This window comes from Saccharothrix sp. ALI-22-I, assembly GCF_001984175.1.
In the GTDB taxonomy this organism is placed as follows: Bacteria; Actinomycetota; Actinomycetes; order Mycobacteriales; family Pseudonocardiaceae; genus Actinosynnema.
Genome location: NZ_MTQP01000068.1, coordinates 488919 through 509998 on the forward strand (window position 1 = coordinate 488919; position 21080 = coordinate 509998).

General features: G+C 69.5%; 22 protein-coding genes. 11 read left to right on the plus strand and 11 right to left on the minus strand.

Annotation, left to right across the window (positions count from 1 at the left end):
- Nucleotides 1-9: 9 nt before the first annotated feature.
- The 6 genes from gyrB to dnaA all read right to left on the minus strand — a co-directional run bounded on the left by gyrB (nt 10) and on the right by dnaA (nt 8700).
- Nucleotides 10-1980 (minus strand): DNA topoisomerase (ATP-hydrolyzing) subunit B, encoded by a 1971-nt coding sequence (gene gyrB, locus ALI22I_RS39000; RefSeq protein WP_077010598.1) that lies wholly within the window; start codon nt 1978-1980, stop codon nt 10-12.
- A 237-nt stretch (nt 1981-2217) separates the two neighbouring features.
- On the minus strand, nt 2218-2718 hold the full coding sequence (locus ALI22I_RS39005) for a DUF721 domain-containing protein (RefSeq protein WP_077010599.1): 501 nt from the start codon (nt 2716-2718) through the stop codon (nt 2218-2220).
- 118 nt (nt 2719-2836) lie between these two features.
- A complete protein-coding gene (recF, locus tag ALI22I_RS39010; protein ID WP_077010600.1) occupies nt 2837-3952 on the minus strand; it encodes a DNA replication/repair protein RecF in 1116 nt (371 codons plus the stop codon).
- Nucleotides 3953-3956: 4 nt separating this feature from the next.
- Nucleotides 3957-4871 carry a phosphogluconate dehydrogenase (NAD(+)-dependent, decarboxylating) gene (gnd, locus tag ALI22I_RS39015; RefSeq protein ID WP_077010601.1) on the minus strand — a complete coding sequence of 305 codons (915 nt, stop codon included), beginning with the start codon at nt 4869-4871 and terminating at the stop codon, nt 3957-3959.
- A gap of 45 nt (nt 4872-4916) precedes the next feature.
- Nucleotides 4917-6053, minus strand: a complete 1137-nt coding sequence (dnaN, locus tag ALI22I_RS39020; protein WP_077010602.1) for a DNA polymerase III subunit beta — start codon at nt 6051-6053, stop codon at nt 4917-4919.
- A 1078-nt stretch (nt 6054-7131) separates the two neighbouring features.
- On the minus strand, nt 7132-8700 hold the full coding sequence (gene dnaA / locus ALI22I_RS39025; protein ID WP_077010603.1) for a chromosomal replication initiator protein DnaA: 1569 nt from the start codon (nt 8698-8700) through the stop codon (nt 7132-7134).
- Between the two features lie 473 nt (nt 8701-9173).
- Here dnaA and rpmH point away from each other — a divergent pair, with 473 nt between their 5' ends.
- From rpmH to ALI22I_RS39050, 5 genes are read left to right on the plus strand one after another with little or no spacing between them, the layout of a single operon-like run.
- Nucleotides 9174-9317, plus strand: coding sequence for a 50S ribosomal protein L34 (gene rpmH / locus ALI22I_RS39030; protein ID WP_077010604.1), 144 nt, complete (start codon nt 9174-9176; stop codon nt 9315-9317).
- Nucleotides 9318-9330: 13 nt separating this feature from the next.
- Nucleotides 9331-9789, plus strand: a complete 459-nt coding sequence (gene rnpA, locus ALI22I_RS39035; RefSeq protein WP_077010605.1) for a ribonuclease P protein component — start codon at nt 9331-9333, stop codon at nt 9787-9789.
- Nucleotides 9786-10058 (plus strand): membrane protein insertion efficiency factor YidD, encoded by a 273-nt coding sequence (gene yidD, locus ALI22I_RS39040; RefSeq protein WP_077010606.1) that lies wholly within the window; start codon nt 9786-9788, stop codon nt 10056-10058. The genes rnpA and yidD overlap by 4 nt, the downstream gene beginning before the upstream one ends.
- A 3-nt stretch (nt 10059-10061) precedes the next feature.
- Nucleotides 10062-11105: a membrane protein insertase YidC gene (gene yidC / locus ALI22I_RS39045; protein WP_077010607.1), complete on the plus strand. Its 1044-nt coding sequence runs from the start codon at nt 10062-10064 to the stop codon at nt 11103-11105.
- Between the two features lie 18 nt (nt 11106-11123).
- On the plus strand, nt 11124-11666 hold the full coding sequence (locus ALI22I_RS39050; RefSeq protein ID WP_077010608.1) for a Jag family protein: 543 nt from the start codon (nt 11124-11126) through the stop codon (nt 11664-11666).
- Nucleotides 11667-11725: 59 nt separating this feature from the next.
- Here the strand turns inward: ALI22I_RS39050 and ALI22I_RS39055 are convergent, their stop codons facing one another.
- The gene (locus ALI22I_RS39055) at nt 11726-12112 is read right to left on the minus strand and encodes a DUF805 domain-containing protein (RefSeq protein WP_179118503.1); all 387 of its coding nucleotides are present in this window, start codon (nt 12110-12112) and stop codon (nt 11726-11728) included.
- Nucleotides 12113-12276: 164 nt separating this feature from the next.
- Entirely contained in the window at nt 12277-13266 is a 990-nt protein-coding gene (locus tag ALI22I_RS39060) for a methyltransferase domain-containing protein (protein ID WP_179118504.1), read from the minus strand.
- Between the two features lie 45 nt (nt 13267-13311).
- On the opposite strand from ALI22I_RS39060, the gene ALI22I_RS39070 reads away from it, so the two are divergent.
- The 4 genes from ALI22I_RS39070 to ALI22I_RS39085 all read left to right on the plus strand — a co-directional run bounded on the left by ALI22I_RS39070 (nt 13312) and on the right by ALI22I_RS39085 (nt 16625).
- Nucleotides 13312-13770, plus strand: a complete 459-nt coding sequence (locus ALI22I_RS39070; RefSeq protein ID WP_077010609.1) for an NUDIX domain-containing protein — start codon at nt 13312-13314, stop codon at nt 13768-13770.
- Between the two features lie 175 nt (nt 13771-13945).
- Nucleotides 13946-14623 (plus strand): 16S rRNA (guanine(527)-N(7))-methyltransferase RsmG, encoded by a 678-nt coding sequence (rsmG, locus tag ALI22I_RS39075; protein WP_077010610.1) that lies wholly within the window; start codon nt 13946-13948, stop codon nt 14621-14623.
- Between the two features lie 128 nt (nt 14624-14751).
- On the plus strand, nt 14752-15648 hold the full coding sequence (locus ALI22I_RS39080; RefSeq protein ID WP_443217000.1) for a ParA family protein: 897 nt from the start codon (nt 14752-14754) through the stop codon (nt 15646-15648).
- On the plus strand, nt 15645-16625 hold the full coding sequence (locus ALI22I_RS39085; protein ID WP_077010611.1) for a ParB/RepB/Spo0J family partition protein: 981 nt from the start codon (nt 15645-15647) through the stop codon (nt 16623-16625). The genes ALI22I_RS39080 and ALI22I_RS39085 overlap by 4 nt, the downstream gene beginning before the upstream one ends.
- Before the next feature lie 136 nt (nt 16626-16761).
- On the opposite strand, the gene ALI22I_RS39090 is transcribed toward ALI22I_RS39085, so the two are convergent.
- The gene (locus ALI22I_RS39090; RefSeq protein ID WP_077010612.1) at nt 16762-17706 is read right to left on the minus strand and encodes a D-alanine--D-alanine ligase family protein; all 945 of its coding nucleotides are present in this window, start codon (nt 17704-17706) and stop codon (nt 16762-16764) included.
- 14 nt (nt 17707-17720) lie between these two features.
- Nucleotides 17721-19037: an aminotransferase-like domain-containing protein gene (locus ALI22I_RS39095; RefSeq protein WP_179118505.1), complete on the minus strand. Its 1317-nt coding sequence runs from the start codon at nt 19035-19037 to the stop codon at nt 17721-17723.
- A 144-nt stretch (nt 19038-19181) separates the two neighbouring features.
- Here ALI22I_RS39095 and ALI22I_RS39100 point away from each other — a divergent pair, with 144 nt between their 5' ends.
- Nucleotides 19182-19814, plus strand: a complete 633-nt coding sequence (locus ALI22I_RS39100; protein ID WP_143532661.1) for a GNAT family N-acetyltransferase — start codon at nt 19182-19184, stop codon at nt 19812-19814.
- A 69-nt stretch (nt 19815-19883) separates the two neighbouring features.
- Nucleotides 19884-20636, plus strand: coding sequence for an ArsR/SmtB family transcription factor (locus ALI22I_RS39105; RefSeq protein WP_143532662.1), 753 nt, complete (start codon nt 19884-19886; stop codon nt 20634-20636).
- A gap of 4 nt (nt 20637-20640) precedes the next feature.
- On the opposite strand, the gene ALI22I_RS39110 is transcribed toward ALI22I_RS39105, so the two are convergent.
- Entirely contained in the window at nt 20641-21060 is a 420-nt protein-coding gene (locus tag ALI22I_RS39110) for a hypothetical protein (protein WP_077010615.1), read from the minus strand.
- Nucleotides 21061-21080 lie beyond the last annotated feature (20 nt).

Sequence of the window (21080 nt, forward strand, 5' to 3'; positions counted from 1 at the left end):
GGAGAGGGATCAGACGTCGAGGAACCGCACGCCCTTGGCGTTGCGGGTGATGAACGACCGACGGGCTTCCACGTCCTCGCCCATCAGCACGCTGAACAGCTCGTCGGCCGTCGCGGCGTCGTCCATGGTCACCTGCAACAACACCCGGTGGGCCGGGTCCATCGTGGTCTCCCACAGCTCCGAGGCGTTCATCTCGCCGAGGCCCTTGTAGCGCTGGATGTTGTCTTCCTTGCCGATCTTCTTGCCCGCCGCGAGGCCCGCCGTGATGAGGCCGTCGCGCTCGCGGTCGGAGTAGGCGTACTCCGGGTCCGTCCGCTGCCACTTGATCTTGTACAGCGGCGGCTGCGCGAGGTACACGTGGCCGTGCTCGATCAGCGGGCGCATGAAGCGGAACAGCAGGGTCAGCAGCAGGGTCCGGATGTGCTGGCCGTCCACGTCGGCGTCGGCCATCAGCACGATCTTGTGGTAGCGCAGCTTCGACAGGTCGAAGTCCTCGTGGATGCCCGTGCCGAACGCCGTGATCAGCGACTGGACCTCGGTGTTCTTCAGCACGCGGTCGATGCGCGCCTTCTCCACGTTGATGATCTTGCCCCGGATCGGCAGGATCGCCTGGAACATGGAGTCCCGGCCCTCCTTGGCCGAGCCGCCCGCGGAGTCGCCCTCCACGACGTAGATCTCGCACTCCTCCGGGTTGGTGGAGCGGCAGTCCTTGAGCTTGCCGGGCAGGCCACCGATGTCGAGCGCGCCCTTGCGGCGGACCAGCTCGCGGGCCTTGCGGGCGGCGATGCGGGCCTGTGCCGACGACACCGACTTGGTGACGATCATCTTGGCCTCGTTCGGGTGGCGCTCGAACCAGTCGGCCAGGTGCTCGTTGGTGGACTTCTGCACGAACGACTTGGCCTCGCTGTTGCCCAGCTTGGTCTTCGTCTGGCCCTCGAACTGGGGCTCCTTGAGCTTGACCGAGATGATCGCGGCCAGGCCCTCGCGGATGTCGTCGCCGGTGAGGTTGGTGTCCTTCTCCTTGAGCAGCTTCTTGTCGCGCGCGTACTCGTTGACCACGCGGGTCAGCGCGGCGCGGAAGCCCTCTTCGTGGGTGCCGCCCTCGTGGGTGTTGATCGTGTTGGCGAACGTGTACACCGACGGCGTGTAGCCGGTGTTCCACTGCATCGCCACCTCGACCTCGAGGTTTTCACCCTTGGCCTCGAACGAAACGACCTTCTGGTGCACGGGCTCGCGGGTGTGGTTGATGTGGCGGACGAAGTCCTCCAGGCCACCCGGGTAGAAGAACGTCCGCTCGCGCACGGCCACGACGTGACCCTCGGCGTCGGCTTCGACGTCCTCGTCCGGCACGCGCTCGTCGCGCAGGATGATCGTGAGGCCCTTGTTGAGGAAGGCCATCTCCTGGAGGCGGCGCGAGATCGTCTCGAGGTTGTACTCGGTGGTCTCGAAGATCTCCGGGTCGGCCCAGAACGTGATGGACGTGCCGGTCTCGTCGGTCGGCTCGCCCTTGCGCAGCTCGTGCGCGGGCTTGGTGCCCTCGTAGCGCTGGTTCCACGTGAAACCCTGGCGCTTGACCTCGACGTCGACCGCAGTGGACAGCGCGTTCACCACGGAGATGCCGACGCCGTGCAGGCCGCCGGACACCGCGTAGGAGTCGCTGTCGAACTTGCCGCCTGCGTGGAGGGTGGTGAGCACCACCTCCAGCGTCGGCTTCTTCTCGACGGGGTGGATGTCGATCGGGATACCGCGACCGTCGTCGATGACCCGGACACCGCCGTTGGCCAGCAGCGTCACGTCGACGACCGTCGCGTAGCCGGCCATGGCCTCGTCGACCGAGTTGTCCACGACCTCCGTGATCAGGTGGTGCAGACCGCGCTCGCCGGTCGACCCGATGTACATGCCGGGCCGCTTGCGCACCGCCTCCAAACCCTCGAGGACGGTGATCGAAGACGCGCTGTACTCATTCTTCTTGGCTGCCACGGGCTCGGTGTCTCCTCAGACTTCTAGCGACTGCGATCGTCGCCTGGCGACGCTGGGGTCACGCTACCCCTCAATCCTACCGGGGCAGCGGCCCAGAAACCCACCAAGGACACCCCTGGTTTGCTCACAGGCGGCCCAAAGTGAATGAAGATGGGTGCCGACCGCCGCTCACGGGGTCAAAATCGCCTGGTGGGCGCTCACCGCGCCACAGAATCGCCGCTGCGGCCCTGGCGCGAGTCACCCGTAGGTGTCACGTGGCCCGCGACCTGGCGCGTGCCTGGGGCCGAAGCGCCAGTTGGGGGCCGCTGGCCCCTGCACCTTCAACTTCTTCACCACGTTGTCGCCGACGCCGGCCGCGATGCGCTTGAGCAGCTCCCGCTGGAGCAGCCGGAGCTGGGTGGCCCACGCCGTCGAGTCGGCCTGCACGGTCAGTTCACCGTCACTGAACGCAACCGGCTGCGCGTGTTCGGCCACGTCCTCGCCGACCAGTTTCGCCCACCGGCCGAACACCTGACCGCCCGCCAGGCGCTCGGTCCAACCGCGGTCGGCGGCGATCCGGGAGGCCAGTCGACCCAGGGGCTGCGGGTCCCGGTCGTCCGGTCCGGCGCTCGACCAACGACGTCGGCGACGACGGCCGGTGGCAGCCGGCGCACCCTTGCGGACACCCCGCGCACCACGTTGCTTGGCCGAGGTGCGGGCGGCGGCAAGAGCGGCCCGTGCGAGGTCCGCCCCCGTCAATCCACCCTGTTCAGCGACTTCAGGTGTGGATATGTCCCGCACTGTGGACGAGTTATCCACACCATCCACAGGGTTGTCCCCAGATGTGGATCCGGTCACACTCGTTTGGCGCAGCTCGTCAGACACGACGCACCTCCCCGTCACGGACGTCGAAACGCAGCCCGTCCAGCTCCTCGGGCACGTCCTCGGCGACCGCCGCCGTGATCAACACCTGCTCCGCGCCGGCCGCCACCTTGGCCAGTTGACGACGTCGGCCGCGGTCGAGTTCGGCGAACACATCGTCCAGCACGAGCACCGGTTCGGCCCCCTCGACACGCAGCAACTCGTACCCGCCCAGACGAAGGGCCAGGGCGAAGGACCATGACTCTCCGTGACTGGCGTAGCCCTTCGCGGGCAGGTCACCGAGCGCCAGGTCGAGGTCGTCGCGGTGCGGCCCGACCAGGCACACGCCCCGTTCGATCTCCTGCCCGCGCACCCGGTGCAGCTCGGCCAGCAACGCGTCCTCCAGCACCTCCCGGTCGTGCGCCTCCGGGAACGCCTCGCCCAGGCTCGACCGGTACGCGATCCGCGCGGGCCGCGACTCCGGCGCCACCTCCGCGTACGCCGCGGCCACGTGCGGCGCGATGTCCGCGACCAGGTCCAGCCGCGCGGCCAGCAGCTCCGCGCCGTGCCGGGCCAGGTGCCCGTCCCACACGTCGAGCGTGCTGATGTCGGCGTTGCGCGACGCACGCACGCTCTTGAGCAACGCGCCCCGCTGCTTGAGCACCCGTTCGTAGTCGCTGCGCACACCGGCGTAACGCGGAGCGCGCGTCGTCAGCAACTCGTCCAGCAACCGCCGCCGCTCGCCGGGGTCGCCGCGCACCAGCGCCAGGTCCTCCGGCGCGAACAGCACCGTGCGCAGGATGCCCAGCACGTCACGCGGGCGCGGCACCGGGCCGCGGTTGATCCGCGCCCGGTTCGCCTTGCCCGGCGTGATCTCCAGCTCGACCAGCAGCTCGCGCCCCTCGTTCACCACCGCCGTGCGGACCACCGCGCGGGACGCGCCGTGCCGGATCAGCGGCGCGTCCGTGGCCACCCGGTGCGAACCCAGGGTGGCCACGTACCCGAGCGCCTCGACCAGGTTCGTCTTGCCCTGGCCGTTGCGCCCGACCAGCACGCTCACACCCGGCTCGAACACCAGGTCCGCGTGCTCCCACGACCTGAAGTCGGTGACTTGCAGGTGCCGCACGTACAACGGGTCAGCTCTGGGTCGTGCCGGAACCGGACGAAGGACCCGCGGTCTGCACGGCGTGCCCACCGAACTGGTTGCGCAGCGCCGCGACCGCCCGCATGGCGGGTGAGTCGTCCTGGCGGGAGGCGAACCGGGCGAACAGCGCGGCGGAGATCACCGGCGCCGGCACGGCGTGCTTGATCGCTTCCTCGACGGTCCACCGGCCCTCGCCGGAGTCCTCGACGTGACCGCGCAGGTCGTCCAGCTCCGGGTCCGAGTCCAGCGCGCGGACCAGCAGGTCCAGCAGCCACGAGCGGACCACGGTGCCGCGCTGCCACGCCTTGATCGTGGCCGGCACGTTCTCCACCAGCTTCGAGGCCTCCAGCAGTTCGAAGCCCTCGGCGTAGGCCTGCATCAGGCCGTACTCGATGCCGTTGTGGACCATCTTCGCGAAGTGACCCGCGCCGGTCGAGCCCGCGTGCGCGAAGCCCTCCTCGCGCGGACCCTCCGGGCGCAGCGCGTCGAAGATCGGCATGGCGCGCTCGATGTGCTCGGCGTCGCCGCCGACCATCAGGCCGTAGCCGTTCTCCAGGCCCCACACGCCACCGGACACGCCGGCGTCCATGTAGCCGATGCCCTTGTCGGCCAACGCCTTGGCGTTGATCTCGTCATCGGTGAAGCGCGAGTTGCCGCCGTCGATCACCAGGTCGCCCGGCTCCAGCAGGTCGCCGAGATCGGCGATGGTCTGCCGGGTGATGTCACCGGCGGGCACCATGACCCACACCAGGCGCGGTGCGGTCAGCTTGCCGACCATGTCGGCGAGCGAGTCGGCATCGGTGACTTCGGGGTTGCGGTCGTAGCCGACCACATCGTGCCCAGCGCGGCGGATCCGCTCGCGCATGTTGAAGCCCATCTTGCCGAGGCCGACGAGTCCGAGCTGCACGGTCGTTCCTCTTCCCTGACGTCTGTGGTCGTCGATCTTTGTCGATCAGCCGGGCAGGCGCACGGGCATCAGCAGGTAGAGGTAGCCCGGCGCCACGTTCCCATCCTCGTCCACCGGCTTGAGCAATGCGGGCCGACTGGGTGTGGTGAAGGACAAGTGTGCCCTCGGCGTGCGGACGGCCTGGAGGCCCTCCAGGAGGTACGTCGGGTTGAACGCGATGGTCACCGCGTCACCGGTGTAGTCGACCGGGAGCTCTTCCTCGGCGCTGCCCTCGTCGTCGCCGCCCGCGGACAGGCGCAGGCTGCTGTCCACGAACTCCAACCGGACCTGCGTGCCGCGTTCGGCGACCAGCGACACCCGCTTGATCGCCTGCACCAGCGCGTCGACCTCGATGATCGCGGCGGCCGAGTGCTCGGTGGGCAGCAGCTGGCGGTACTTCGGGAAGTCCGCGTCGAGCAGCCGGGTGGTCGTGCGGCGGCCCGTGCCGGACAGGCCGAGCAGACCGTCGTTGGCGGCCAGCGAGAGCTCGATCTTCGCGCCGGACGCGCCGAGCGTCTTCGCGGAGTCGTTGAGGGTCTTGGCCGGGACGAGCACGGCGACCTCGCCGAGGGACTCGTTCGGCTCCCACGGGAACTCGCGCATGGCGAGCCGGAAGCGGTCGGTCGCGACGAGGGTCACCTTGCCCTCGCCGATCTCCAGCCGGACGCCGGTCAGCATCGGCAGCGTGTCGTCCTTGCCGGCCGCGACGGCGACCTGGGCGACGGCCTCGCCGAAGATCTCGCCCGGGAGCTCACCGGCCAGCTGCGGCATGGACGGCAGCTGCGGGTAGTCCTCGACCGGCATGGTCGGCAGGCTGAAGCGGGCGCTGCCGCAGGAGATCGTCATCCGGGAGCCGTCGACCGCGATCTCGACCGGGTGGTTGGGCAGGGCTTTGGTGATGTCGGCCAGCAGGCGGCCGGAGACCAGCGCCTTGCCGCCGTCGGCGATGGTGGCCGGGACGCCGCACTGGGCGGACACCTCGTAGTCGAAACCGGAGACCGTCAGCGCCTCGCCGGAGCCGTCCTCCGCCCCGGCGTCGAGCAGGACGCCACCGAGCACCGGGACAGGCGGCCTGGACGGCAGGCTGCGGGCGACCCAGGCGACGGCGTCGGCCAGGCCGTCGCGCTCGACGCGGATCTTCATGAGGCGTCCTTCCTCAAGTCGGCATGACCGACAACAGCTGCGTTGCGGTGGGGTTGGGAGCCGCGTCCCTCGCCGGATCTTCCGACCCTCGGCGCGGAGGCTCCCCACCGTAGAGCGTCGGGGCGTGCTTCGTCACCTCGGGGCCACACCCGGGGCGAAGCGGTGCGGAGCGCTCGTCCCCGGGCTCGACCGCCGCCTGTTTTTTCTTTGTTCATCTCTTCAAGGGAAGACAACAGCAACAGCAGTAAGGGTTGTGGATTGTGTGGACAACGTCTGTTTCCGCAGCGTGTCGCCCACTTGGTGGTGTGGATGAACACGGGGTGTCACCCGGGGACAAGTCGGCGCACCCGGGGAGAACTACGGCGGTGGTCCGTTCGGTCCACAGGGAGGCCGAGTTGTCCCCGGGTTAATCCCCGGGTGTGGGCCGAGTTGTACCCGGGTGCTGCACAGGGTGATGGTGGGCCGAATCTCCCCCCACGGGGCACTTTTCTGGGGCTGTGGACAACTCGTGGCCGGTCGTTCACCTGCCTGTCTGCCTGCGGCTGAGCCCCTGATCCCCGCCGCGGGCGCCCGGGGTCCGGCCCAGGTGGGGCGGAGGTAACCCACACGGGCGACGGCAATTGACCCCCACTGGTCCCGACGCCGAATCCGCCCAAAACGGCCCCGAACCCGCCCTCAAGCGACCGCCCACCGGGCCGCCGCACCCGGGTTCAGGCCGTCCACCGCTCCCCGCAACTGGCGTCGCCCCCGGGTGACGTCGGCGATTCGGTGGTCGATCGCGGGCGCACCCGGGTGCGGCTCGGGTCGTCCCCGGGTGCGGCGGGCGCCACCCGGGGACGAGGAGCGCCGGGCGGGCGGTGGGCCGGGCGCGGTGGGGGCCGAGAGCCTGCCTCGCCGTGCGGACGGCCGGCTCGTGGTGTCACGCCACCAGGTCGGTCAGGGAGGTGCTCCAGCCGCGGGCGATGCCGGACGCACGCCGAACGCCAAGACGCCCCCCGATGGTGCACGGAGGGCGTCTTGGGCGGTCGTCCAGTACGCGCGCTCGGTCAGGCGCGGGTAGGCGCAAGCGTTTGCGCGGTCAGGGGGTGTGGCGGGCGCGCTGCTTGATGCGCGAGGTCAGTTCCTGCACCTGCTCGTAGACCCGGCGGCGCTCGGCCATCTCCTTGCGGATCTTCTTGTCCGCGTGCATGACCGTCGTGTGGTCCCGGCCGCCGAACGTCTGGCCGATCTTCGGCAGCGAGAGGTCCGTCAACTCGCGGCACAGGTACATCGAGATCTGCCTCGCCTGGGCCAGCACCTTCGTCTTACCGGGCCCGCACAGATCGTCTATGGACACGCTGAAGAACTCCGCCGTGACCGCCATGATCGTCGGCGCGGTGATCTCGGGCGCGTGGGAGTCCGGGATGAGGTCGCGCAGCACTATCTCCGCCAGCTGCACGTCCACCGGCTGCCGGTTCAACGACGCGAACGCCGTCACGCGGATCAGGGCCCCTTCGAGCTCGCGGATGTTGCGCTCGATCCGCGCCGCGATGAACTCCAGCACCTCGGCGGGCGCCGCGAGTCGGTCCTGGGCCGCCTTCTTGCGCAGGATGGCGATCCGGGTCTCCAGCTCGGGCGGCTGGATGTCGGTGATCAGACCCCACTCGAACCGCGTCCGCAGCCGGTCCTCCAGCGTCTCCAACCGCTTGGGCGGCCGGTCGGAGGACACCACGATCTGCTTGTTCGAGTTGTGCAGCGTGTTGAACGTGTGGAAGAACTCCTCCTGCGTGCCTTCCTTGCCCTCCAGGAACTGGATGTCATCGACCAGCAGCACGTCGATGTCCCGGTACCGGCGCTGGAAGGCGACCTTGCGGTCGTCGCGCAGGGAGTTGATGAAGTCGTTGGTGAACTCCTCGGTCGACACGTACCGCACGCGCATCCCGGGGAACAGCCGCTGGGCGTAGTGCCCGACGGCGTGCAGCAGGTGCGTCTTGCCGAGCCCGGACTCGCCCCAGATGAACAGGGGGTTGTACGCACGGGCCGGCGCTTCGGCGACGGCCACCGCGGCGGCGTGCGCGAAGCGGTTGGACGCGCCGATCACGAAGGTGTCGAAGTTGTACTTCTCGTTCAGCCTGGTCTGCGAGGCGACCGGGTTGGCCGGTCGGGTGTACGGCATGCCGCTCGGCGCGGCGTGACCCTGACCACCGCCGAACGTGGGCCAGATCTCGGTCACGGTGGCGAGCGCTTCGACCTCCTCGTCGACCTCCTCGCCCTCACCGTCGGTATCGCCCTCGGTCTCCGCCTCGACCACGAGCCCGCCGTTGACCGGCATCGGCCCGCCCGGACCCGGTCCCGGCACGGGGCCGGGCACCGCGGTGGGCACCGGGATCGGCGCCGTCACGGGATCGGGTGAATCGACCTTCACTGCCAGTGACACGGCTCGGCCCAGTCGACGGGACAGAGCGGCGGTGATGGGCTCGCGCAGCGCGCGCTCGATCGCTTCCTTGGCGAAGTCGCTCGGCGCGGCGAGCAGCGCGGTCCCGTCGAGCAGCCCGATCGGTCGGGTCACGCGCATCCAAGCGCGCTGTTGGGGAGACAACGTGCTGGCGGCTAGCTCCTGCACGACCTGCTCCCACACGAGACCCAGATCGGCCTGGTGGTTGGACACCTCCGCGTTCCCCTCCCCTCGGTGACGGCTCCGCGGTCAGTCCCCCGGGGAACTTCCACGACGTGGACACGGAGAATAGAGGCATCCACAGAGTTATCCACAACTGTGCACGAACGCGCCTCGGAGCGCAGCGGATCCCCCCGTTGCTTCCGAGCACTTGCGGTCCCGTGTGGCGGCGGCTCTGCCCGATCTCTGGGCCCCACCTCTGGACCCGGCCCGCGCCTATCCGCGAAGGCAGCACGCTAACAAGGTGCGAGCCATGCCACAAGGCGTACCCACCCCGCAAGTGGGTTACGTGCCCGGGGAAGGTCGCGCTGCGTGCCCGGGTGCGACCCCGATTTGAACCTCGCCCCCTGGGCTGCGTACTCTCGTAAGCGTCTCCCGCTTGCGTGGGGTGCTTTTCGCGCGCCTAAGGCTTGTTCGCTGGGGACAACCACAGACCTGCTTGGCAGTTAAGCACCGGGAGTCCGACCGTGAGCAAGGGTAAGCGCACCTTCCAGCCCAACAACCGCCGCCGCGCCAAGACGCACGGGTTCCGGCTGCGCATGCGCACCCGTGCCGGTCGCGCCATCCTGGCCGCGCGCCGTGGCAAGGGCCGCCAGCAGCTGTCCGCCTGATCGCCGCAGCGCCGTGCTACCCGCGGCCCATCGGCTGACCCGCAGCCAGGACTTCGGCCTGGTGGTCCGCCGAGGCCGCCGGGCCGGCCGGTCACGGCTGGTGGTGCACGTCCTGACGTCGGCGGCACGTGATGCCGTCTCGGCGGGACCACGTACCTCGGCGGCATCTGACGGCGCTTCGGCGGAGCTACGTACCTCGGCGGCGTCTAATGGCGCCTCGGCGGTACCGAGTACCTCGGCGCAGCCCACCTTGGACCCGTCCAAGGTGGGCTTCGTCGTGAGCAAGGCCGTGGGCAACTCCGTGGTCCGGCACCGGGTGAGTCGCAGGCTGCGGCACCTGGTGCGGGATCGGCTCGACCTGCTGCCGCCCGGAACTTCGCTGGTCGTGCGCGCGTTGGCACCGGCAGCCGATGCGGACAGCGCCAGCCTCGGCCGTGACCTCGACGCGGCGCTGCACAAGGTGCTGCGATGACGACCGTCCAGGTGAGCCCCGTCGTTCGGGCGTTGCTGCTGCCGGTGCGCTTCTACCGGAAGTTCATCTCACCGGCACTGCCCCCGACCTGCCGTTTCCACCCGAGTTGCAGTGCGTACGCGGTGGAGGCGTTGACCGTCCACGGTGCGCTGCGCGGTTCCTGGCTGACCCTGCGCCGGCTGGGCCGCTGCGGACCCTGGCACCCTGGTGGCCTGGACCCGGTTCCGCCGAGGCGAAACGCGGTCCCCGACCTTTCTGCCGAGGAGTAGCTAGTGCTCGACTTCATCTACTACCCGGTGTCCTTCATCCTGTGGTGTTGGCACTGGGTGTTCGGTCACGTCTTCGGCGAATCAAGCGGGTTCGCGTGGGCCTTCGCGGTGGTGTTCCTCGTCTTCACGCTGCGCGCGATCCTGTTCAAGCCGTTCGTCGGCCAGGTCCGCTCGATGCGCAAGATGCAGGAGTTCGCGCCCGAGCTGCAGAAGATCAAGAAGAAGTACGCGAACGACAAGCAGCGCCAGGCGCAGGAGATGCAGAAGCTCCAGTCGGAGCACGGCGTCAACCCGCTGGGCGGCTGCCTGCCGATGCTGGTGCAGATCCCGGTGTTCATCGGCCTGTTCCACGTGCTGCGCTCGTTCCGGCCCGGCTGGGGCGAGGTCTACTACTTCGACGCGCAGGGCGTGGAGTCGTTCGTCAACGCCAAGCTGTTCGGCGCGAACCTGTCCACGTTCATCACGATGCCCGCCAACGAGCTGGCGCAGTTCGCCACCAGCCGCAACGCGGTGCTGTTCGTCTCGATCCCGCTGATGATCATCGCGTCGATCGCCACGCACTTCACCGCGCGCCACTCGGTGGCCCGGCAGACGCAGGCCGCGACGGACAACCCGCAGACCGCGATCATGAACAAGCTGACGCTCTACATCTTCCCGGTAGGCGTGCTGGTCGGTGGCCTCTTCTTCCCCGTCGCGATCCTGCTCTACTGGCTGAGCAACAACGCGTGGACGCTGGGGCAGCAGTACGTGGTGTACCACCGCATCGACCGCGAGGAAGAGGCGAAGAAGGTCGAGGCGACCGCGCAGCGCCAGGCACTCGCGCCGAAGCCGGGCGCGAAGCCGGTCACCAAGCCGAGGCCCGGTCAGAAGCCGCAGCCACGCAAGCCCGCGGGCACGCAGCCCGCAGCCGCCGCGACGCCGGCACCGGCCGGCACACCGTCGGATGGGAGCGAGTCCACCGAGACCGCGACGCCGTCCACCGAGATTCCCGGTCTGAGCCCAGACCGATCCCCAAGCAAGAAACAGGGCAACAAGAAGCGTCGTTGACCCTGGAGAGGAGACATCGTGTCGGAGACGTTGCAGGCGGCCGACGTGGACGTACCGGAGGCCGACGAAGCCCGGCCGGCGCGGTCGGGGAGTCCGGAGGACCTGCTCGTCCAAGAGGGCGACATCGCCGGGGACTACCTGGAGCGACTGTTGGACCTGCTCGACTACGACGGCGACATCGACCTCGACGTCGAGGCGGGTCGGGCGATCGTGAGCATCGACGGCGGTGACGACCTGGAGAAGCTGGTCGGTACCCGCGGCACGGTCCTGGAGTCGTTGCAGGAGTTGACCCGGCTCGCCGTGCAGCAGGAGACGGGTGTGCGCAGCCGGCTCATGTTGGACATCGCCGGGTGGCGCGCCGGACGGCGTGCCGAACTCGCCGACCTCGGCCGGACGACCGCGGAGAAGGTGCTGTCGACCGGCGAGAAGGTGCGGCTGCACCCGATGACGCCGTTCGAGCGGAAGGTCGTGCACGACGCCGTCGCCTCGGTGGCGGGCGTGCACAGCGAGAGCGAGGGCGAGGAGCCGCAGCGCCGCGTGGTGGTGCTGCCCAAGCCCTGAGTGGCTTCACGTCGAGCGGCCCCGGTTCCCCTTGGTGGGAGCCGGGGCCGTTTCGCGTTTCACGGCCCGTAGCGGTTCGGGTGTGGCTGGCTCCGGCCCGCCAAGAAGACGATGAGGACGAGACTGCCGAACGGCAGGAAGGCCAGCCAGTACCAGTGGCCGGAGCGTCCCGTGTCGTGCAGGCGTCGGATGCCGGCGGTGAAGAGCGGGATCAGCAAGCCCAGGTAGCTGACGACGGCGAGGGCCCCGAAGCCGCTCCACACGGCTCCGAGCGCCAGCAGGCCGAGGCACAGGACGTCGTTGAACAAGACGAGCAGCCAGTACTCGGGGCGTGACGCGCGGCCGTCGAGGTGGAAGTACTTGCGCAGCGCGGTGCCGACGGTGTTGTTGAAGGTGATCGGTGGTCGTGGCGGACGCTGGGCGGGCGCGGGTGGCTCTGGAGGCATCGGCGGCTCCGGAGGCAGGACGACCGTTGGTCCTGGTGGCGTGGTGTCGGGCGACGCGTCGTGGTGCGGTCCGTGTGTCATGTCTCCCCCGTGGCTCGGTGGTTGCCCACGCTAGGAGCGGGACCACGGCGGGTCCGAGCCGATGACCTGTTGCTGCCGGCTGGTCATCGACCCAGCACCAGGTACCGCTCGTCGCTGATCTCCCGCCCCCAGAGCGACGGGTCGGTGAGCGGCCGGACGTCCCCCTCCCCCAGCAGCGCCACGCACTCGGCGGCGGTGAGCCCGGCGCCGGTGGACCAGCGCCCCTCGACCAGCACCAGGCGTCCGCCCGGCTTGAGCAGGGCGCGCCACCGGTCGAGCGCGGCGGCCGGGTCGGGCAACGCCCACAGCACGTGCCGCGCCAGCACCACGTCGAACGACTCGGCGGGGTACGGCGGGCGCGCGGCGTCGCCCTGGCGGAACTCCACCCCTGCGACCTTCGCCCGTGCCGCGGCGACCATGCGCGCGGACAGGTCCAGCCCGTACACCTCGTACCCGGCTTCGGCGAGCAACGCGGTGAGGCTGCCCGTGCCGCATCCGAGGTCGACCACGGACGCGGGCGTGGGCGGCAGCAACGGCAGGAGCAGGTCGGCCCACGCCCGCCGCACGTCCGGGTCGCGCAGCCCGTGGTCGGGTTCCTCGTCGAACGTCGCCGCCTGGTCGTCCCAGAACCGCGCCTGAGCGAACGTGGTCAGCCACGCCCGCTGCTCGTCGGTCTCCGGCACGTCCCGCCCGCGCGCCGCACCGATCGCCTGCCACGCCGCCTCGGGTGACGCCCCGTCCATCACCAGCAGCGCACCGGCCACCAACGACGACCGACCGATCCCACCCCAGCAGTGCACCAGGACGTGCCGGCCCGCGCGCATCTCCTCCACCACCGCGTCCAACTCCAACGCGGCAGCGGGCACGCCGAAGTCCGGGATCGGCACCCAGTGGAACGGCATGCCTGCGTCCCGTGCCGCCTGCCCCTCCCCTTCCAGCTCCAGTTCCGCCAACTCCGTCTCGGTCAGCGCGCACACGATCACGTCCACGCCGGCCGCCGCCAGATCGGTGACGTGCTGGAGGTCGTGCGGGTGTCCCATCGTGCTCAGCACTCCCGGTCTGATCGCGTACATCGCAATCCCTTCCCCTCGCCCTGTTTCACGTGAAACGGTCGCGGCATGACTGAGATCATCCGCAACCTCCGTGTCGCCGCCTACGCTGTGATCATCGAAGACGGTCGGCTGCTGCTCTCCCGGTGGTTGGGTCCGGACCGGCCGATGTGGATCCTGCCCGGCGGCGGGCTCGGCCACGGCGAGGACCCGTACGACGCGGTGATCCGCGAGGTGTTCGAGGAGACCGGCTACCGGGCCGAGGTCGACCGCCTGCTCGGCATCCAGAACGTCTACGGCCCGATGCTCCGCAACGGCGTCGAGGTCGACTACCACCGCATCCGGATCATGTACGAGGCACACGTCGTCGGCGGCGAACTCACCTTCGAGGTGGACGGCAGCACGGACCAGGCGGCGTGGTTCCCGCTCGACGAGATCCCCCAGCTCGACCACGTCGAGTCGGTCGACTACGCGCTCGAACTCCTCCGCACCCTGCCCGAGGACGGCCGGATCCCAAGTTTCACGTGAAACGCCGTCGATCTGGTCACTTCGATTTGGCGTGTCGCCGGGGTGATCCGTCATAGTGGGCACCGGCACATCTCGCGGGCCTCACCCGCCCACTGACGAGAAGCCCAACCCATCGCCCACACCGGTCGCCGGCGGCGTCGTGTGTGGTTTCACGTGAAACGTCCCGGATGGAGTCATGGCCGCAGAGGTGGAAGACCGCGCGAAGAAGGTCTTCGGTGACCACTACGACAAGGCGGTCGCCTTCACGGCACTGCTCACCGAGCACGGCGTCGAGCGCGGGCTCATCGGCCCGCGCGAGGTCGACCGGCTCTGGGACCGTCACATCCTCAATTCGGCCGTCGTTGCGGAGTTGCTTCCCGAAGGTTCACGGGTCGTGGACGTAGGCTCGGGCGCGGGCTTGCCGGGCATCCCCCTGGCGATCGTGCGGCCGGATCTCGACCTCACGCTCCTGGAGCCGATGGCACGTCGGGTGGCGTGGTTGACCGAGTGCGTCGAGGCACTCGACCTCAAGGTCACCGTGATCCGCGGCCGAGCCGAGGAGACGGCGGTGCGCAACCAGCTGGCCGACAGCGATGTCGTGACGGCCCGCGCGGTGGCCCCGCTGGAGCGGCTGACGCGGTGGTGCATGCCGCTGCTGCGGCCCGGTGGACGTCTGGTCGCTCTCAAGGGCGAGAGCGCCGCGGAAGAACTGGAACGCGACGCCGAGGTGGTGCGCAGGGCCGGAGGTGTCCGGTCGCGCGTCATCACCTGCGGTGGCGATGTCCTCGAACTGCCGACGACGGTCGTGCTCGTGGAGCGCGACGAGCAGGCGAGCCGCCGTGAAGGCGCGCGTCGCAGAAGGAAGGATCGGTGAACGTGTACCCCGACCCCCTGCAACCGGTGTTCCAAGCGGCCGGTGTTTCACGTGAAACCGAACCCGAAGGTGTGGTGGGCGCGGGCGAAGTGCTCCGTCCGGTAGGCAACTCAGACTTGGCTAACAACGTGGAACCGGCAGGAGACAGCACCGTGTGGACACCCATCGCGGAAGAAGCGGCACGCGCCACCCGCGTCCTGCACCCCGACTCCCTCCAACTCCCCCGTCCGGACCGTCGTCGGATCATGGTCGTCGCCAACCAGAAGGGTGGCGTCGGCAAGACCACGAGCACGGTGAACCTGGCCGCCGCTCTCGCGATCCACGGGCTCAAGGTCCTCGTCATCGACCTCGACCCGCAGGGCAACGCGAGTACCGCGTTGGCCGTCGAGCACCGCTCGGGCACCCCGTCGGTGTACGAGGTGCTGATCGGTGAGCTGTCGGTCACCGAGGCGGCTCAGGTCAGCAACCAGTCCCCCAACCTCTACTGCGTGCCCGCCACGATCGACCTCGCGGGCGCCGAGATCGAACTGGTCTCGATGGTGGCCCGCGAGTCCCGGCTGAAGGAGGCGCTGAGCCCCGAGGCGCTGGATCCGATCAAGCCGGACTACGTGTTCATCGACTGCCCGCCGTCGCTCGGTCTGCTGACCGTCAACGCGATGGTCGCCGCGCAGGAGGTGCTGATCCCGATCCAGTGCGAGTACTACGCACTGGAGGGTCTGGGGCAGCTGCTGCGCAACATCGAACTCGTCCAGGCGCACCTGAACCCGACGCTGAACGTGTCCACCATCCTGCTCACCATGTACGACGGCCGCACGAAGCTGGCCGACCAGGTGACCAGCGAGGTGCGCGGCCACTTCGGCGACACGGTCCTCAAAACAGTGATCCCGCGCAGCGTGAAGGTGTCCGAGGCACCAGGATTCGCGCAGACGGTGCTCACCTACGATCCCGGCTCACGGGGCGCGATGAGCTACCTCGACGCGGCACGGGAGATCGCCGAGTTCGGCGCGGAGATGGGGCAGGCATGACGGAACAGCGCAAGGGTGGCCTCGGTCGCGGGCTCGCGGCCCTGATCCCGAGCGGCCCACCGCCGGGCACACAGGCGGCACCGACGCCGCTCCGGGCTGTGTCCAACGGCTCGTCGTCCACTCCTGCGCTGCCAGACGTGTCCGGGGAGGTGGCCGGCGCGGTGTACCAGGAGCTGCCGGTCACCGCGATCCGCACCAACCCGAAGCAGCCGCGTCAGGTCTTCGACGAGGAAGCGCTGCGGGAGCTGGAGCACTCGATCCGCGAGTTCGGCCTCATGCAGCCGATCGTGGTGCGTGCCAGCGGGCCGGACACCTACGAGCTCGTCATGGGCGAGCGGCGGTGGCGGGCCACCCAGCTCGCCGGCCTGAAGACGATCCCGGCGATCGTCCGGCAGACCGCCGACGACGTGATGCTGCGTGACGCGCTGCTGGAGAACATCCACCGCGTCCAGCTGAACCCGTTGGAAGAGGCGTCGGCCTACCAGCAGCTGCTGGAGGAGTTCGGCGTGACGCACGAGGAGCTGGCCGACCGCATCGGCCGCAGTCGCCCGGTCGTCACCAACACCATCCGGCTGCTGAAGCTGCCCCTCCCCGTGCAGCGGCGGGTCGCGGCGGGCGTGCTGTCCGCCGGCCACGCCCGTGCGCTGCTCGGGATCGACGACCCCGGCGTGCAGGAGGAGTTGGCGACCCGGATCGTCGCGGAGGGCATGTCGGTCCGCGCGACCGAGGAGGCGGTGACGCTCGCCAAGAGCGCCGAGCCCGCCAAGGCGAAGCAGGTCCGGCGCAAGCAGATGCAGGCGCCCGGTCTGCAGGAGCTGGCGGAGCGGTTGTCGGACAACTTCGACACCCGGGTGAAGGTCGAGTTGGGTCAGCGCAAGGGCCGGATCGTGGTCGAGTTCGGGTCCGTGGACGACCTTGAGCGCATCGTTCAGCTCATTTCACCCGAAGCGGCGCAGCGAATTCGGTCCCCTGAGTAGCTCGTCGGATTCACCGAAAAACCGGACAAAAGGGATTCGTTTTGCCCGCAAGGGATCACCCACGGGCCTTATGTCACGGTGACGATGACGGCCCGTGTCCAATCGGACACGGGCCGTCAGGTAAAAGTGAGAGCCTCTAACGCGCGACCGCGCGCTCCACCAGACCCGCGTAGATCTCGCCGAGCGACTGCCCCGCCGCCTCGACCGCCATCGGCAGCAGCGAGGTCTCGGTCAAACCGGGCGACACGTTCACTTCGAGGAAGTACACCGTGCCGTCCGCCGCCACGATCGCGTCGGTCCGCGACACGTCCCGCAGACCCAGCAGCCGGTGCGCCGACACCGCCAGCTCGCCGACCGTCTGGGCCGCCTTCTCGTCCAGCCGCGCCGGCGCGTGGAAGTCGGTCAACCCCGCCGTGTACCGGGCGGTGTAGTCGTAGACGCCGTTCTCCGGCACGATCTCCACCGGCGGCAGGGCGTACGGCCCGTCCGGCCCGTCCACCACCGTCACGGCCACCTCGACGCCCTGCACGTACCGCTCGGCGAGCACCGTGTTCCCGTACGCCAGGCAGCCGACCATCGCGGTCGGCAGCTCGGCCGCGTCACGCACCACCTGGGCACCCAGCGCCGACCCACCCTGGTCCGGCTTGAGCATCAACGGCAGCCCGAGCCGTTCGACCATCGCGTCGAGCACCGGCTGCGCACCCAGCTCCCGGAACGTCGCGTGCGGCAGCACGGCCCACTCCGGCGTCGCCAGGCCCGCGCGGGCCACTTCACCCTTGGCGGTCGGCTTGTCCCACGCCCGCCGGCACGCCCGCGAGTCCGTGCCGACGAACGGCACGTCCATCAGCTCCAGGATCGTCTGCACCGACCCGTTCTCACCCTCGCCACCGTGCAGCGCCACCACGACGGCTTCCGGCCGGTGCTCCTTGAGCCGGGTGAGCAGGTTGCCGTCGGCATCCCACTCCTCCACGACCAGGCCGGCCGAGCGGAGGGCGGCGGACAGTCGGCGACCGGATCGCAACGACACCTCCCGCTCGTGCGAAAGGCCCCCGGACAGGACTGCGACCCAGCGGTTCGACAACTCTCTACTCCTGATCAAGCGGTGTCGGGCGATGGGCTGTGCGGACCGGAGACCGCGCGGCCGATCGTGGGGCCGAACGTCTCGTGCAGCTCGATCTCGTCCTTGATGACGTTCGCGAGCCGCCGCACGCCCTCGCGGATGCGTTCGGGCGTCGGGTAGCAGTACGAGAGGCGGAGCTGGCGGCTGCCGAGGCCATCGGCGTAGAAACCGGTGCCCGACGCGTACGCGACACGTTGGGTGATGGCACGCGGCAGCATCGCCTTGGTGTCGACGCCCTCCGGGACGGTCACCCACACGTAGAACCCGCCGTTCGGCTTGTTCCACGTGGAACCAAGCGGCATGTGCTGCTCCAACGACGAGATCGCCGCGTCACGCCGTTCCTGGTAGGCCTCGCGGTAGGTCTTGATCTGACCCTTCCAGTCGTGCGTGGCCAGGTAGCGCGACACGATCAGCTGGTTGAGCGTCGGCGGGCACAGCGTGGCCGACTCGGCGGCCAGCACCAGCTTCTCCCGCACCGCGTGCGGCGCGAGTACCCAGCCGACCCGCAGGCCGGCCGCGAAGGTCTTGGAGAACGAGCCGAGGTAGACCACGTTGTCCGGGTCGGTCGACCGCAGCGCCGGGTAGGTGATGCCGTCGAAGCCGAGCAGGCCGTACGGGTTGTCCTCGACCACGAGGATGCCGTGCGTGCGGCAGATCTCCAGCACCTCGGCCCGGCGCTGGACGGCGAGCGTCACGCCGGCCGGGTTGTGGAAGTTCGGGATCGTGTAGAGGAACTTGATCCGCTGCCCGGTGCGCTCGACGGCCGCGATGGCTTCCCGCAACGCGTCCGGCATCAGGCCGTCCGCGTCCATGCCGACGTGCACGACCTGCGCCTGGTAGGCGGCGAACGACCCGAGCGCGCCCACGTACGACGGGCCCTCGGCCAGCACCACGTCACCGGGGTCGCAGAAGATGCGGGTGACCATGTCGAGGCCCATCTGGGAGCCGACGGTCACCACCACGTCGTCCGGGTGGGCCTTGATGCCCTCCAACGCCATGACTTCGCAGATCTGCTCGCGCAACTCGGGGACGCCGTGCGCGCTGCCGTACTGGAGGGCGACCAGGCCGTCGGTGGCGATGACATCGGCCACCTCGGCGCTGAGCGAGTCCAGCGGCAGTGCTGCCAGGTGGGGCATCCCTCCCGCCAGGGACACCACCTCAGGCCTGCTCGCCACCGCGAAGAGTGCCCGGATCTCCGATGCCGTCATGCCCGCCGTGCGCGCCGCGTACCTGCGCAGATGGGGATCGAGGCTTCTGGCTCCCTGCTTGGCAGGTTGTCCGGGTTGATTCACGGGAAACTCCAGTAGGTGGGGCGTTACCGGCGGGTTTGTTCCCGCCCGAGTGTAACGGCCGTCCCGTTCGGGGCATCTGCCTTCCGGGCGGGGTCACATCCGCCTATCCTCGTGAGGGATGTATTCGGGGGCTTGGAGGTCCGGGTGTCGCGTCGTGTCGTGGGCGTCACCTTGGACAACCTGGAGCACCTCTCCAAGCACACCCGGACCTGTGTGTTCTGGGAACTCGCGCCGCACCTGAAGGATCAGGCCGAGGAGTTCGGGGACACCGAGTTCGAGAAGGAAGCCTGGGTGTCCAGCGTCCTGCTGGAGTGGGGTTCCTGCGGCCGGATCATCTACAACGACGGCATCCCCGCCGGTTCGGTCTTCTACGCCCCGCCCGCGGCCGTGCCCAGGTCACTGGCGTTCCCCACCTCCCCGGTCAGCCCCGACGCGGTGCTGATGACCGGCCTGGAGGTGCTGCCGGAGTTCCGCGGCGGCGGCCTCGGTCGGGTGCTGGTGCAGACGGTGGCCAAGGACCTCACCCGTCGTGGCGTGCGGGCGATCGAGGCGTTCGGCGATGCCAGGCCGGACGAGGACGGGCCGGGCTGCGTCACGCCGGCCGACTTCCTGTTGCAGGTCGGCTTCAAGACCTTGCGCCCCCACCCCCGGTGGCCGCGGTTGCGGCTGGAGCTGCGCAGCGCGTCCTCGTGGAAGGAAGACGTGGAGTCGGCGCTGGAGCGGCTGCTCAACTCGGTGACCGTGTCGACTGCGGAGCCGAGCTTCCGACCCGTGTGAAATCCGCTCTGACCTGCGGGTTTGTTCGCCCGCGTTGACATGCAGGTAATTGCCTGCGTATCGTGGGGTGTGGACAAGGTGTTCAAAGCCCTGGCCGACGAAACCCGCCGCTACCTGCTCGACCGGCTGCACGAGGAGAACGGGCAGACGCTCGGCGAACTGTGCGCGCGGCTGGGCATGACCAGGCAGTCGGTCACCCAGCACCTGGCCGTGCTGGAGGCGGCGAACCTGGTCAGCACCGTCCGCCGGGGGCGGGAGAAGCTGCACTACCTCAACCCCGTGCCGCTGCACGAGGTGCAGGAGCGGTGGATCGACAAGTTCGAGCGGCCGCGGTTGCGGATGCTCGGCGACGTGAAACGACGAGCGGAGGAACCCGTGACGCCGGAATTCGTCTACGTGACCTACATCGAGAGCACGGCCGAGCGGGTGTGGGAGGCCCTGACCGACGCCGACGTGACGGCCGAGTACTGGGGCCACCGCAACATCTCGGACTGGCAGGTGGGTTCGGCCTGGTCCCACCGGCGCGCGGACGGGTCGGAGATCGACGACGTGGTGGGCGAGGTCGTCGAGGCAGACCCGCCGCGCCGCCTGGTGACCACGTGGGCCGACCCGGCCGATCCGTCGGTGACGTCCACGGTGACGTTCCGCATCGAGGCCTACGGCGAGATCGTGCGGCTGACCGTCACGCACACCGACCTGGCCGACGACGCCGAGCGCGGGCAGGCGGCGGCCGGCTGGTCGGCGGTGCTGTCGAACCTGAAGTCGCTGCTGGAGACCGGGCACGTGCTGCCGGGCATCCCGTGGCAGATGCCGGTGGGCTAGTGCCTCAGAATCGGTCGATCTCGCAGTTCTCCAGCTTGCCGCCCTGGATGAGGTCCAGCGCCTGCTCGCTGACCACGAGCTGCCCCTGATCGGTGACGCCGAGATCGTCCACGCCGGCCTGGCCGGTCACTTCGAGCCAGTGGAAGGTCGGCAGCTCCTTGCCTTCCAGCAGCTCCTGCGCCTCCTCGGACACGGTCACCGTCGCGCGGCGGATGCGGAACGCGTCCAGGCCGCTGTCGACGAGCGTGTCGGCCAGGTCGTCGGTGACCAGGTAGACCGGGAACGCCTCGATCAGGTCATCACCCGACCAGTCGCCGATCTCGTAGTGCACCGCCTCGATGCGCGGCGGGTGTGCCGCGGCGTCGATGACGGTCCCTTCATCCAACGCACCGGCAACCTCTGGTTCGAGGCGGTAGAACTCCATCGTGCTCCTCACGGGCAACG

Excerpts from the sequence above, each read along its gene's own strand:
- ALI22I_RS39085 (WP_077010611.1), top strand. The coding sequence starts at position 15,645 with ATGACGGAACAGCGCAAGGGTGGCCTCGGTCGCGGGCTCGCGGCCCTG.
- rsmG (WP_077010610.1), top strand. The coding sequence starts at position 13,946 with ATGGCCGCAGAGGTGGAAGACCGCGCGAAGAAGGTCTTCGGTGACCAC.
- yidD (WP_077010606.1), top strand. The coding sequence starts at position 9,786 with ATGACGACCGTCCAGGTGAGCCCCGTCGTTCGGGCGTTGCTGCTGCCG.
- ALI22I_RS39060 (WP_179118504.1), bottom strand. The coding sequence starts at position 13,266 with ATGTACGCGATCAGACCGGGAGTGCTGAGCACGATGGGACACCCGCAC.
- ALI22I_RS39110 (WP_077010615.1), bottom strand. The coding sequence starts at position 21,060 with ATGGAGTTCTACCGCCTCGAACCAGAGGTTGCCGGTGCGTTGGATGAA.
- dnaN (WP_077010602.1), bottom strand. The coding sequence starts at position 6,053 with ATGAAGATCCGCGTCGAGCGCGACGGCCTGGCCGACGCCGTCGCCTGG.
- ALI22I_RS39070 (WP_077010609.1), top strand. The coding sequence starts at position 13,312 with ATGACTGAGATCATCCGCAACCTCCGTGTCGCCGCCTACGCTGTGATC.
- ALI22I_RS39055 (WP_179118503.1), bottom strand. The coding sequence starts at position 12,112 with ATGCCTCCAGAGCCACCCGCGCCCGCCCAGCGTCCGCCACGACCACCG.